This is a genomic window from Flavobacterium sp. FG68 (assembly GCF_057808895.1).
Map to the genome: position 1 here is coordinate 35388 of NZ_JBMDIY010000029.1, position 13161 is coordinate 48548.

A 13161-nucleotide genomic window follows, 5' to 3' on the forward strand; every position below is an offset into this window, starting at 1 on the left:
AGGCGCAAAGATTTTTATTCTTTGCGCTTTTTTTTACTCTCGCAGATTTAGCAGATTTTTTTCATATTCTATCTAAAAAATAATCTGCCTATCTGCTAAATATGCGAGAAAGAAAAAAATGACGCCCTGACAAGAAAAAACAAAATAAACTTTGTGTCTTTGTGCCTTCGTGGCAAAATTGCAGTTAAATAAAAATTGCCTGAAATATCTAATTAGATTATCTTTGCACTTCAAATAAAGAAAATAGTATGTTTGATAATTTAAGTGATAAGTTAGATAAAGCGTTCCATATATTAAAAGGACACGGTAAAATTACAGAAGTAAACGTTGCCGATACCTTAAAAGAAGTTCGTCGTGCCTTACTTGATGCCGACGTTAACTTTAAAATTGCTAAAGATTTTACAACCAAAGTAAAAGAAAAAGCAATTGGTCAGGACGTTTTAACAACGCTTCAGCCAGGACAATTATTGGTGAAGCTGGTAAAAGATGAGCTGACAGAATTAATGGGAGGTGATGTTGCCGGAATTAATTTATCTGGAAATCCAAGCGTTATATTAATGTCTGGACTTCAAGGTTCTGGTAAAACTACTTTCTCAGGAAAATTAGCCAACTTCTTAAAAACGAAGAAAAATAAAAAACCACTTCTTGTAGCGTGTGATATCTACCGTCCGGCGGCGATCAATCAGTTACACGTTGTTGGAGATCAAATAGGTGTTGAGGTTTACTCAGAACCAGAAAATAAAAATCCTGTTGAGATTGCTCAAAACGCAATTAAACACGCAAAAGCAAACGGATTCAATGTAGTTATCGTCGATACTGCAGGACGTTTAGCAGTAGATCAGGAAATGATGGATGAAATTGCACGTGTACACAAAGCAATTCAGCCGCAAGAAACATTGTTCGTTGTCGACTCTATGACAGGACAAGATGCTGTAAATACAGCAAAAGCTTTCAACGATATTTTAAATTTTGATGGAGTTATCTTAACGAAATTAGATGGAGATACTCGTGGTGGAGCAGCAATCTCGATTAAATCGGTTGTAAACAAACCAATCAAATTTGTTGGTACAGGAGAGAAGATGGAAGCAATTGATGTTTTCTATCCAGATCGTATGGCTGAGCGTATTTTAGGTATGGGAGACGTTGTGTCACTTGTAGAAAGAGCTCAGGAACAATTTGACGAAGAAGAAGCAAGAAAACTTCAAAAGAAAATCGCTAAAAATGAATTCGGTTTTGATGATTTCTTAACGCAGATTCAGCAAGTAAAGAAAATGGGTAATATGAAAGACTTGGTAGGAATGATACCAGGAGCTTCAAAAGCCATGAAAGACGTAGAAATTGAAGATGATGCTTTTAAACATATTGAAGCAATCATTCACTCCATGACACCAGGAGAAAGAAGCAAACCAGCCATTATCGACGTAAAAAGAAAAGCCAGAATCGCTAAAGGTTCCGGAACGAAAGTCGAGCAGGTAAATCAGTTAATGAAGCAGTTTGACCAAATGAGCAAAATGATGAAAATGATGCAAGGTCCGGGCGGAAAAAACCTGATGAAAATGATGGGAGGCATGAAAGGAATGCCAGGAGGAATGCCGAGATAAAATAATAAAAGTTTCAAGTTTAAGGTTTCAAGTTAAGAAGCCAAGACTTGAAACTTTTTTAATTACATAAATAGTAAGTTTCAACGATAACGTGAAACTTGAAACCTGAAACAAAAACAACAAAACACAATGCAGCTACTAGACGGTAAAAAAACATCTAACGACATTAAAAATGAAATTGCAGCCGAAGTTCAATCCATAAAAGCAGCCGGAGGAAAAGTACCTCATTTAGCAGCCGTTTTAGTTGGAACAAACGGAGCAAGTTTAACTTACGTAGGAAGTAAAGTAAAATCATGTCAGGAAATCGGATTTGATTCAACTTTAGTAAGTCTGCCGGAAACAATTACCGAAGATGAACTGCTTGCTAAAATTAAAGAACTAAACGAAGATGATAATCTGGACGGATATATCGTTCAGTTGCCGTTACCAAAACATATCGACGAGCAAAAAATATTATTGGCAATCGATCCAGATAAAGACGTAGACGGATTTCACCCGACTAACTTTGGAAGAATGGCATTGGAAATGGAAAGTTTCATTCCGGCAACGCCATTTGGAATCATGGAATTGTTAGAACGTTATAAAGTAGAAACTTCAGGAAAACATACCGTAGTAATTGGAAGAAGCCACATCGTAGGCCGACCAATGAGTATTTTAATGAGCCGCAAAGGTAACCCGGGAGATTCGACGGTTACCTTAACACACAGCCGTACTAAAAACTTAGAAGAATACACTAAAAATGCCGACATTATTATCACAGCTTTAGGTGTTCCTGAATTCTTAAAAGCTGATATGGTAAAAGATGGAGTAACGATCATCGACGTTGGAATTACTCGCGTAGATGACGCATCAAACCCAAAAGGATATGTTATAAAAGGTGACGTAGATTTTGACGAAGTAAGCAAAAAAGCATCGTTTATTACACCAGTTCCAGGTGGAGTAGGGCCAATGACAATTGCTATGTTGTTGAAAAATACTCTTTTAGCACGCAAAATGAGAAGTGCAAAAAAATAAGCCAAAAAAGAATGAAAAATACAGAAAGTCCATCTACTAAAGATGGGCTTTTTGGTTTTACAACATGATATAAAAATATTCGGAATTTGAAATGAAAACATTTTATAAAAGTAATGACGGATTATTTGAAATTCCTGAATGGAGTTCGAATTGTTGGATTAATGTAGAATCACCAACTTTAGAAGAAAAAAAATATTTATTAGAAGAACTTCAAATTCCGGAAGCCTTTTATAATGATATTGAAGATATAGACGAAAGACCACGTATCGAAACAGAAGATGGATGGACATTAGTAGTTTTGCGCGTTCCTATAAAAAGAAACGATATCAAATTACCATTTCAGACCATACCTTTAGGATTCGTTTTCAAAGATGATATCAAAGTAACAATCAGCTTTTATAGAACAGAAATTATTTGTGACCTTGTGATTTATTCACAAAAAAAACATATCCAGATCAATGATAATTTTTGTTTGGTTTTAAGGCTTTTACTCTCATCAAGCGTTTGGTATTTGAAATATCTTAAACAAATCAATCAAAAGATTAAAGTAGCAGAAGATAATTTAGAAAAGTCAATTAAAAATGAAGAACTGCAAACATTGCTTCAAATTGAAAAATGTCTTGTCTTTTTTATAACGTCCTTAAAAGGAAATGATGTTTTATTTCATCGCATTAAAAACTTAAAAATACAAACACAAAACTACGACACAGATTTGGTAGAAGATGTTGAAATTGAGTTAAGCCAGGCGCAAGATACAGCAAATATTTACAGTGATATTTTGACAAGAATGGTTGATTCCTATGCTTCTGTAATTTCGAACAACATGAATAATATCATGAAACAAATGACATCAATTTCGATTATTTTGATGATACCAACATTGATTGCCAGTTTATATGGTATGAATGTTCCAAACGGTCTCGAAGAAATCAAATACGGAATTTGGATTCTTCTTTCAATTTCAATCGTACTTTCAGCCGTTGGTGTATTCCTTTTTAAGCGAAGAAGATGGTTCTAATTATAAATGAAAATACAAGCCTGTTCCTTACGAATAGGCTTTTTCGTTTTTATACTTTGGGCGTGACCATGTTTGCAAAAAGGCGCTCCAATCTTTTCGCTTATTGCGCGCCTTTTCGCAAACATGGTCGGGCTATCCGCGCTACTTCGGTAGCCAGCTTCTATCCCTCACGCAGCACTCAGGTATCAACAAATCCCGCTCCTGCAAGACTTCCAAAACCTTGTAGGTATGATTATTAAATATTAATTAAATGTGTAGTCCCTACGGGACAAAAAATTGTCGTAAATGATTTTTAGCTGCCGATATTTAATCTCTCCGAGATAATTGCTTAGGAGTTGTAAATAGTTGTGAATGAAAAATGAATAGCAATAATTTGTATTTAATACAATCTCTGAAGAATACTCTCTTAGGAGTTATTATCGGTAGCTAAAAAATAGATGCCTAGAAATCCCATTTAATATTTTATCTCCAGAATACTCCGTTAGGAGTTATATATCGGTAGTATAAATAGTATCCCGTGATAAAATATCCCGTAGGGATTACACATTTAATCCCTATGAACCGCAATTCATTTTTACGTCTGCAAATAATTTAAAATAAAAACACAATTTTTTATTTGTCAATTCAAAATAAATAATAACTTTGTAACGCAAAGTACTTTAATTATGAATCAAAAGCACCAAGAAGATTTAGCACATATTCGTTCCATGATGGAGCGTTCTTCAAGATTTATATCGTTAAGCGGACTTTCAGGAGTTTTCGCGGGACTTTCGGCATTAATAGGCGGATTATATGTCTATCAGCTTTTTAAAGTAAATGGAATCGAATATTTTACTGACGAACACATAATATTATCCGGCAGCTTAGTTTCAGAATTAATATGGATAGGCGTAATAATTTTAGTTTGTGCCTTTGTATTCGGAACCTTTTTTACCGTTAGAAAAAGTAAAAAATACAATTTGCCAATTTGGACCTCTGCCACAAAAAATATGTTGTTTAATCTGGCGGTTCCACTTGCAGCAGGAGGAATATTTTGTTTAGCATTAATATATCACGGATATTACGGTTTAGTAGCGCCATCTACTTTATTATTTTACGGACTAGCCGTTATCAATGCCGAAAAATATACATTTTCAGATATAAAATATCTAGGTTTTTCTGAGCTTTTGTTAGGATGTATTTCGCTTTTTTATATTGGATATGGTTTAATATTTTGGATCTTAGGATTTGGTATCCTGCATATCGCATATGGATTGGTGATGTTCAAAAAATACAAATAACCCAATGGGAATTATTGATAAACTAAATAAAGATTTTGAAAGCCGTGTCAGACTGGGTATTATGTCCGTTCTGATGGTTAACGACTGGGTAGATTTTACCGAGATGAAAACACTTTTAAATATCACCGATGGTAATTTAGCAAGTCATTCCTCTGCGTTGGAGAAATCTGAATACATCGAAGTTAAGAAAGAATTTGTTGGTAAAAAACCAAAAACATCTTATCAGGTAACACCGCTAGGCCGTGCGGCGTTTAAAGAACACCTTTCTTACCTCGAAAAATTAATGAAATCCTAATAATTATATTTTTTTATCTAAAAACTTTGAATTACAAAGTACTTTTAAAAATTAAAATCATGAAATTGCCGATAGTGTTTTTACAATTAACGGATAAGGCAATTACATTTTTGACCAATAACAAATAAAAATCTACAAAAATGAAAAAACATCAAATTATTTTAGCTTGTACAGCGGTTTTTATACTGCTTTTTTACAATGAATCTGTGGGAATCAATATTTCTATTTTTGGAGTGATACTTACTCTGTTAATTAGTTATTTCTTTCAGGAAAAGTTTGTAAACAGATCACATCTTGTTCTTGTAATGACATCTATTTTGTCTTGTTTCGCTTTTGCGTGGTATGGAGACGCTGCTTCATTTTTTGCTTTAGCATTATCAATTCTCTTTTTACAATTTAAAACACAGGATGGAGAACTTAAAATCGTTCAGATTTTTCCTTTAATATTCCTAAACGGAATCACTACAATAGGACGTATCTTTATATTTAGCCAGTGGCTTCCTGAACGAAAAATACACAATGACTTTGCTAAGAAACTAGTAGCGTTTGTAATTATTCCGTTAATATTTCTTGGATTGTTTTTTATCGTTTATTCTTTCGGGAGCAATCATTTTTCTTCATTGTTTACTGATTATACATTAGATATTAATCTGCCTCAATTAATTGCGATGTGTATTTTAGGATTTTATATCTCATTCAGTTTTTGGAATTACTGGGTTCCGGATATTTCTTATCAGTTCAACCCAAAACTAAACAATGAATTCACGAATATTTCTGAAGTAAAAAATCAAAGTACGTTCTCATTTTTAGATTTGGATTTTGAAAGAAAGAGCGGAGTAATCACATTATTTATGTTGAATATTATGCTTCTAATTTTTATTGGAACATACAATTACGAACAGTTTTTTGAAGTAGTCGAAAAAACAAACTTAAGCGCCGATACGCACGAACGTGTAAATGCAGTTATATTTTCAATTTTGATGGCAGTTGGTGTAATCTTATTTTACTTTAAAGGAGGTTTTAACTTCGATGAAAAAGCCACAACATTAAAAAAACTGGCAAAAGTATGGATTGCATTAAACGTAATTCTGATTGTTAGTGCGATTATTAAAAACTCAGAATATGTTTCTTTTTACGGTTTAACTTATAAACGCTTGGGAGTTTATGCTTTTTTAATTTTGGCTATTATCGGTTTAGTTTATTCTTTCTTAAAAATAACGAAACAAAAAACGAACGCCTATCTTTTCAATCAAATGGTTTGGTATTTCTATGCCACAATATTGATATGCAGTTATGTAAATTGGGGAAATTTAGTAACCAATTATAATATTTCGGTAAACAAAGGAGTAGAACCTGTATTTTTAAGCGGATTAAATTTTAATGATGACGCACGAAGAGAATATCTTTCAAAAAATAATTTAGACGGAAAATATCCAGAAGCGGTAAGAGAAGAATTAATTTCGAATTATCAAAATGCAGGTTTTTTATCTAAGGCTTTGTATTATGAATTTTTAGATAATAAGAAATAAATTAAAAAGTCCCATTTGAAATTTCAAATGGGACTTTTATTTAATTGTTATCACCTCTTTTTCTAAATCGGGGATCATGCTTTGAAATAAATGTTGTTCTTCGATTCGAACTTTGACTTGGAGCTTCAACTTTAGGAAAACTCGCTTCTTCCGTTTTACTCGAAGGCTCAATTAACTGATTTAATTCTTTAATTTCAGCATCGGTTAAATCGCGATAACGCCCAACCGGAACATCCAAAGAAATGTTAATAATTCTAATACGTTTAAGAGCCGTAACTTCATAACCCAAATATTCAGACATTCTTCTAATCTGTCTATTTAAACCCTGAGTCAGAATAATTTTGAAAGTGTATTTGCTGATTTGCTCTACTTTACATTTTTTGGTAACCGTATCCAAAATTGGAACACCATTTCCCATTCGTTGTATGAAACGATCTGTAATAGGTTTGTTTACCGTAACAGTATATTCTTTTTCGTGATTGTTTCTGGCACGTAAAATCTTGTTTACGATATCACCATCATTCGTCATAAAAATCAATCCTTCACTCGCTTTATCCAATCTTCCAATTGGGAAAATACGTTTCGGATAATTGATATAATCCACAATATTATTTCGAACTTCTAAATTAGTGGTGCATTCGATTCCAACTGGTTTGTTGAAAGCCAAATAAACCATTTTTTCGTGCTTTTCCACGACTAACTTTCCGTCTATGCGTACTTCATCATCTGGCGAAACTTTAGTTCCCATTTCCGGCACAGCGCCATTTATTGTTACACGTCCTTCTTCAATTAATTTATCGGCTTCACGACGAGAACAATATCCCGTTTCACCAATAAATTTATTAAGACGTTTAAGATTTTCTTCCATACTGCAAAAGTAGGCAAAAAAATGATTTTAGATTTTAGAATTCAGATTTTAGATTTTTCAAAAGCTTTGAACTAAAAAAACTTAGAATCTTAGCAACTTAGAATCTCAGTATCTTTATTAAGAATCATGAAAAATCGAACTATCTTCCGGAGTCTCTTTTCTTTCAAACATTCCGTAGTCGCGCACAACAGTTGCAATTCTTAAATGATAATCTTTAAAAACTTCATTTCGACCTTTAGCCTGTGCAGCGCGATGCATTTCAAGATTTCTCCATTGCTGAATACTTTCTTCATCTCTCCAAAAAGATAAAGACAAAACCTTTGAAGGATCAGTAAAACTCTGAAATCGTTCTATCGAAATAAAACCTTCAATATGGTCTAATTCAGGACGCAGACTTGCAGCGATATCAAGATATTCTTCTTTTTTTCCTTCATTAGGAATAACTTCAAAAATTACTGCTATCATTTTAATTGTAGATTTTAGAATTCAGATTTTAGATTTTAGATTAAAAAAACTTAGTGCCTTAGCGACTTAGTGGCTCAGAACCTTCAAAAAGAAACTCAATCACTTTTTGATACAATTCATCATCATGCATTCCGTGACCTAAGCCTTTGGTTTCAATAAACTGACTATTTTTCCAGTTGCTGGCTATTTTTTTTCCTTCGGCGAAAGCCACAATTTTATCAGAAGTATCATGTGCAATGAAACCGGGAATAGTAAATTGGGATGCAAATTTTTGTCCTGAAAAATCTTCCAATTTAAAGTTGAAACGATTTATGAATTTATTTTCTAAAAGAGACAGCATTTTGGAATTCAGACTCAGCATCGAAATATAATTATCAATCAAAGTTTTTAAATCTGAAGGGGCGCCAAGAATAACCATTTTGTTAATGCTCGTATTCGGAAATAAATATTGATGATAAACGCAGGCCGCACCGCCAATAGAATGGCCAATAATAATTTCAGGCTGATATTTTTTTACCGCTTTATTGATGAATTCGGCATAAAGAGGTACATTAAATTCTTTTCCGCTGCTTTGTCCGTGTGCGGGAGCGTCAATTGCAATAATTGTGCTTCCGGATTTTTGTAAATGCGGCAGTGTTTTTTTCCAGCGCGAAGCATTACTTTCCCAACCGTGAACCAATAAAATTTTGGTTTCATTTCCTTTCCAGATATAGGTTTGAAAATGATGTTCGTTATGGTGAAAAATTTCTGTTTCGGTGTTTCTTAAAACTTTTGGAAGTGTTTCTTTTTTTAATCTCCCAATTCGGGGCTGACTAAAAAGCGCATAAGAAAGTTCCATGGCTTTTTGCGGACGCACATAACTCAAAAAGTTAATATAAGACCCAACTGATTTTAATGTAATAAAACGAATTCCTTTTTTAATTCCCAAAACAAATAATTTAGTGGTAAAAATGATATTCGAGGACCGATCTAAAAAAGTTTCGCCACGAATTACACAAATTTAGCACGAATTTTTATTCCATTTAGAAACAAATTAAAAATTAGTGATAATTAGTGCAATTCGTGGCAAAAAATGTTTTATAAAAAAAAGTCCCGATTAAATCGGGACCGTTTATTTAGAATTTTGAGAACAATTGTTCCATTTTTTCTTTTTCTTCTTCAGCTAATTGAGTATCAACTAAAATTCTTCCAGAGTGCTCATCAGTAATGATTTTCTTTCTAGAAGCGATTTCAACCTGAGTTTGTGGTGGAATCGTAAAGAAAGATCCTGCAGAAGCTCCTCTTTCAATAGAAACTACAGCTAATCCGTTACGAACACTGCTTCTGATTCTGTTGTAAGCAGCTAATAATCTTTCTTCGATTTGAGCTGAAAATTCAGCTGATTTCTCAGATAAGAAGATTTCTTCTTTTTGAGTTTCAGCCATAATAGCATCTAATTCAGATTTTTTATGTTTTAAATGAGAGCTTTTAGCATCAAGTTTTTCTTTTAAATTAGAAATAACTTCTTTTTTGTGCTCGATAGAAGCTTTCATTTCTTTGATTTGCTTTTCAGCTAATTGAATTTCTAATTCCTGAAATTCAACTTCTTTTGTCAAAGAATTAAATTCTCTGTTGTTACGAACTGATTCTTGTTGTTTTGTGTATTTCTTGATAACCTCTTTATGCTCCTCAATAGCAATTTTCTTTGCTTTGATTTGCTCCTCAATCACTTCAAGTTCACCTTTCAGTTTTTCTGAACGAGTGCTCAAACCTGCAACTTCATCTTCTAAATCTTCAACCTCTAAAGGAAGTTCTCCTCTAACGTTTCTGATTTCGTCAATTCTAGAGTCAATAAGCTGTAAATCATATATTGCTCTTAACTTGTCCTCAACACTTAATTCTTTCGTATTCGTCATATTCTATAAGTACTTAACTGGATTTGTATTTTCTTCCGATAAAATGATCGCAAAATTAAGAATTTTTTTTCGAAGATAATCAACAATATAGTTTTTTGTATAGCGTTCACTCTCAAAATGACCAATATCGGCTAAAAGTAACTTGTTTTCTGCTTCATAAAACTGATGATATTTTAAATCAGCAGTTAAAAAAGCATCGGCTCCAGCCTGAATTGCATTTTTTATGGCAAAACTTCCTGAACCTCCCAGAACAGCTACTTTTTTTACTTTTTTTCCGGTAAAGGCAGAATGACGAATGCCGCGCGCAATCATAATTTCTTTTACGTGCAGAAGAAAGTCTTTTTCATCCATTTCATCCTCCAGTTCCCCAATCATTCCTAAGCCAATATTTGGATGTGAATTTTGAAGATCGTAGATTTCATAAGCCACTTCTTCATAAATATGATTCGTTAAAAGTGCTTTTAAAACCTTAGATTGTAAATGTTTTTCAAAAATAACTTCGATTTTTATTTCGGTTCCGGTATGTAATTTTCCTTTTTCTCCAATTGTTGGATTGCTTTTTTCATTTCCTTTAAAAGTAAAAAAGCCTTCAGAATTAAAACTGCAGTTATCGTAGTTTCCAATAGTTCCGGCGCCAGCTTCGAACATTGCATTTCGGACTTTTTCCGAATTTTCGGGAACAGTATAAGTAACTAATTTTTGCAGAAATTGCTGTTTTGGAATTAAAATTTTGGTGTTTATTAAACCTAATGTATTACAGAAAATGTTATTAACTCCCTGCGGATGATTATCTAAAGCGGTATGTACGGCATAAATAGCAATATCATTTTTAATTGCTTTTAAAATAGCTCGCTCGACATAGTTTTTGCCGGTAATTTTTTTAATTCCAGAAAATAAAATAGGATGAAAGCAAACTACGAGATTGCAATTTTTAGTTATTGCTTCTTCAATTACATTTTCTAAAGCATCATGACAAACTAAAACTCCGTTACTTTCGTTTTCCGGATTTCCTACTAAAAGTCCCACATTGTCAAAATCTTCTGCATAGGCGAGAGGCGCCATTTCTTCTAGTACGGTTATAATGTCTTTGATCTTCATTTTTTATATTTTGTTTCAAGTTTCAGGTTTCAAGTTTTTTGACAATTGAAACCTAAAAACAAATTAACGAAAAAAATTATACTTTCGTAAAATGAACTTACTTGAAAAAATACTTTTTCCTTTTGCGATTCTACACGGATTCATTACGGATTTTGATATGTTCTCGTTTTGTTAAAGGAATAAGTACGTGAGTTGTTTAGTAATTCCAACGAATTCGATGGAATTAAAATTTGAAATTTAAACATGGCTAAGAATAAAAAAATAAACGTTCAAGGAATTGATGTGGTAATATATGAGGACAATAAAGAGGATTTTATGTCTTTAACGGATATTGCGAGGCATCGTGATAATGAACGTAGTGATTATATTTTACAGAACTGGTTGAGAAATCGCAGTACAATTGAATTTATTGGTCTATGGGAAAAATTTAATAATCCTATTTTTAATTCCATCGAATTCGATGGAATTAAAAATATGGCTGGTTCTAATAGTTTTTCTTTGACTCCTAAAAGATGGATTGAAACTACAAACGCAACTGGAATTATTTCGAAAACTGGGCGTTACGGAGGTACATTTGCTCATAAAGATATTGCTTTTGAATTTGCAACTTGGTTAAGCGCAGAATTTAAATTTTATTTGATAAAAGAATTTCAGCGATTAAAAGAAGATGAGAGCAATGATAAAAAGCTCGAGTGGAATTTACAGAGAACTATTTCAAAAATTAATTACTCGATTCATACGGATGCTATAAAGGAAAATTTAGTTCCTCTTAGTATCAACAGAAATCAAATAAGTTTTATTTATGCAGATGAAGCAGATTTATTAAATGTTGCTTTGTTTGGTAAAACAGCAAAACAATGGCGTGATGAAAATCCTGATGAAAAAGGAAATGTTAGAGATATAGCGTCAATCGAGCAATTAGTTGTATTGTCAAATCTTGAAAGTATAAATGCCATGTTGATACAGCAAGAAATGTCACAAAATGAAAGATTGATAAAATTGAATGAAATTGCTATCAATCAAATGAAAATTCTCCTTAAGTCTAATGTTTTGAATAAATTGAAATAATGAACTTACTTCGAAAAATACTTTTTCCCTTCGCAATTCTATACGGATTCATTACCAGCATTCGTAATTTTCTTTTTGACAAAGGAATTCTAAAATCAACTTCTTTTGATATTTCGGTTATTGCGGTTGGAAATTTAAGCGTAGGCGGAACTGGAAAAACTCCACAAATTGAATATTTGATTCGTTTATTATCTGATAAATATAAAGTAGCAACTTTAAGCCGGGGTTACAAAAGGAAATCGGAAGGTTTTGTTTTGGCAGATGAAAATTCAAATGCTGAAACTCTGGGCGATGAACCTTTTCAATTTTATCAAAAATTTCCAAATGTTCAGGTTGCAGTTGATGCCAATCGTACAAACGGAATTACACAATTGCTTTCTCAAAAAAATAAACCACAAGTAATTTTATTAGATGATGCTTATCAGCACCGAAAAGTAAAAGCTGGATTTTATATCCTGCTGACTTCTTACGGAGATTTATATGCAGATGATTTTATGCTGCCAACAGGAAATTTAAGAGAAAGCCCAAGTGGTGCCAACAGAGCTAATATTGTTGTGGTTACTAAATGTCCAAATAATTTATCGGAAGAAGAACAAGAAGAAATTCGTTTGAAATTAAAACTGAATTGTTCGCAGCAAATCTTCTTTACTTTTATAGATTATGACACTGTAATTTATGGCAAAAATGAAAAGATTTCTGTTGATGAAATTAAATCAGAATCAAAAGTACTTTTAGCCGGAATTGCAAAACCAAAACCATTTTTTGATTATTTAAAAAATGAAAATGACGAATGTTTGACTTTCCCGGATCATCATCATTTTTCTGATACCGATTTAGATTCCATTCAGAATAAAGCCAACGGAAAAAAGATTATTACAACCGAGAAAGATTATGTTCGTTTAAAAAATTCGAAACTGGTTTCTCAATTGTACTATCTGCCCATAAAAAGCACCTTTATCAATCATCAGCAAAATTTTGATGTTTCGATTTTACAGTATATAAAAGAAAACTCAGAATCTTAGAATCTCAG

At 32.7% G+C, this 13161-nt stretch carries 13 protein-coding genes; 8 read left to right on the plus strand and 5 right to left on the minus strand.

The features are described 5' to 3' along the window. The first annotated feature begins 248 nt into the window (after window positions 1–248). The 6 genes from ffh (at window position 249) to ACODSB_RS17495 (ending at window position 6737) form a co-directional block, all read left to right on the plus strand. Complete coding sequence (ffh, locus tag ACODSB_RS17470) at window positions 249–1601, plus strand: signal recognition particle protein (RefSeq protein WP_180860761.1); 1353 nt, start codon at window positions 249–251, stop codon at window positions 1599–1601. Between the two features lie 129 nt (window positions 1602–1730). Next, on the plus strand, window positions 1731–2615 hold the full coding sequence (locus ACODSB_RS17475; protein ID WP_488937992.1) for a bifunctional 5,10-methylenetetrahydrofolate dehydrogenase/5,10-methenyltetrahydrofolate cyclohydrolase: 885 nt from the start codon (window positions 1731–1733) through the stop codon (window positions 2613–2615). A 91-nt stretch (window positions 2616–2706) separates the two neighbouring features. Then, complete coding sequence (locus ACODSB_RS17480; RefSeq protein WP_053472425.1) at window positions 2707–3633, plus strand: magnesium transporter CorA family protein; 927 nt, start codon at window positions 2707–2709, stop codon at window positions 3631–3633. A gap of 665 nt (window positions 3634–4298) precedes the next feature. Next, window positions 4299–4913: a hypothetical protein gene (locus ACODSB_RS17485; RefSeq protein WP_180860757.1), complete on the plus strand. Its 615-nt coding sequence runs from the start codon at window positions 4299–4301 to the stop codon at window positions 4911–4913. Window positions 4914–4917: 4 nt separating this feature from the next. Then, window positions 4918–5208, plus strand: coding sequence for a winged helix-turn-helix domain-containing protein (locus tag ACODSB_RS17490; RefSeq protein WP_053472423.1), 291 nt, complete (start codon window positions 4918–4920; stop codon window positions 5206–5208). A gap of 140 nt (window positions 5209–5348) precedes the next feature. After that, a complete protein-coding gene (locus ACODSB_RS17495) occupies window positions 5349–6737 on the plus strand; it encodes a DUF4153 domain-containing protein (protein WP_488937993.1) in 1389 nt (462 codons plus the stop codon). A gap of 40 nt (window positions 6738–6777) precedes the next feature. Here the strand turns inward: ACODSB_RS17495 and rluF are convergent, their stop codons facing one another. The 5 genes from rluF to ACODSB_RS17520 form a co-directional block, all read right to left on the minus strand. Continuing rightward, the gene (gene rluF, locus ACODSB_RS17500) at window positions 6778–7605 is read right to left on the minus strand and encodes a 23S rRNA pseudouridine(2604) synthase RluF (RefSeq protein WP_488937994.1); all 828 of its coding nucleotides are present in this window, start codon (window positions 7603–7605) and stop codon (window positions 6778–6780) included. A 117-nt stretch (window positions 7606–7722) separates the two neighbouring features. Further along, window positions 7723–8070: an antibiotic biosynthesis monooxygenase family protein gene (locus ACODSB_RS17505; RefSeq protein ID WP_488937995.1), complete on the minus strand. Its 348-nt coding sequence runs from the start codon at window positions 8068–8070 to the stop codon at window positions 7723–7725. 58 nt (window positions 8071–8128) lie between these two features. Then, window positions 8129–8998: an alpha/beta fold hydrolase gene (locus tag ACODSB_RS17510; protein WP_488937996.1), complete on the minus strand. Its 870-nt coding sequence runs from the start codon at window positions 8996–8998 to the stop codon at window positions 8129–8131. A gap of 187 nt (window positions 8999–9185) precedes the next feature. Then, the gene (locus ACODSB_RS17515) at window positions 9186–9965 is read right to left on the minus strand and encodes a zinc ribbon domain-containing protein (protein ID WP_053472418.1); all 780 of its coding nucleotides are present in this window, start codon (window positions 9963–9965) and stop codon (window positions 9186–9188) included. Between the two features lie 3 nt (window positions 9966–9968). Further along, window positions 9969–11063, minus strand: coding sequence for a Nif3-like dinuclear metal center hexameric protein (locus tag ACODSB_RS17520; RefSeq protein ID WP_488937997.1), 1095 nt, complete (start codon window positions 11061–11063; stop codon window positions 9969–9971). Between the two features lie 243 nt (window positions 11064–11306). On the opposite strand from ACODSB_RS17520, the gene ACODSB_RS17525 reads away from it, so the two are divergent. Both ACODSB_RS17525 and lpxK read left to right on the plus strand, forming a co-directional pair. After that, window positions 11307–12131, plus strand: a complete 825-nt coding sequence (locus ACODSB_RS17525) for a KilA-N domain-containing protein (RefSeq protein WP_488937998.1) — start codon at window positions 11307–11309, stop codon at window positions 12129–12131. Then, window positions 12131–13153: a tetraacyldisaccharide 4'-kinase gene (gene lpxK / locus ACODSB_RS17530; RefSeq protein WP_488937999.1), complete on the plus strand. Its 1023-nt coding sequence runs from the start codon at window positions 12131–12133 to the stop codon at window positions 13151–13153. The genes ACODSB_RS17525 and lpxK overlap by 1 nt, the downstream gene beginning before the upstream one ends. The last annotated feature ends 8 nt before the right edge of the window (window positions 13154–13161 follow it).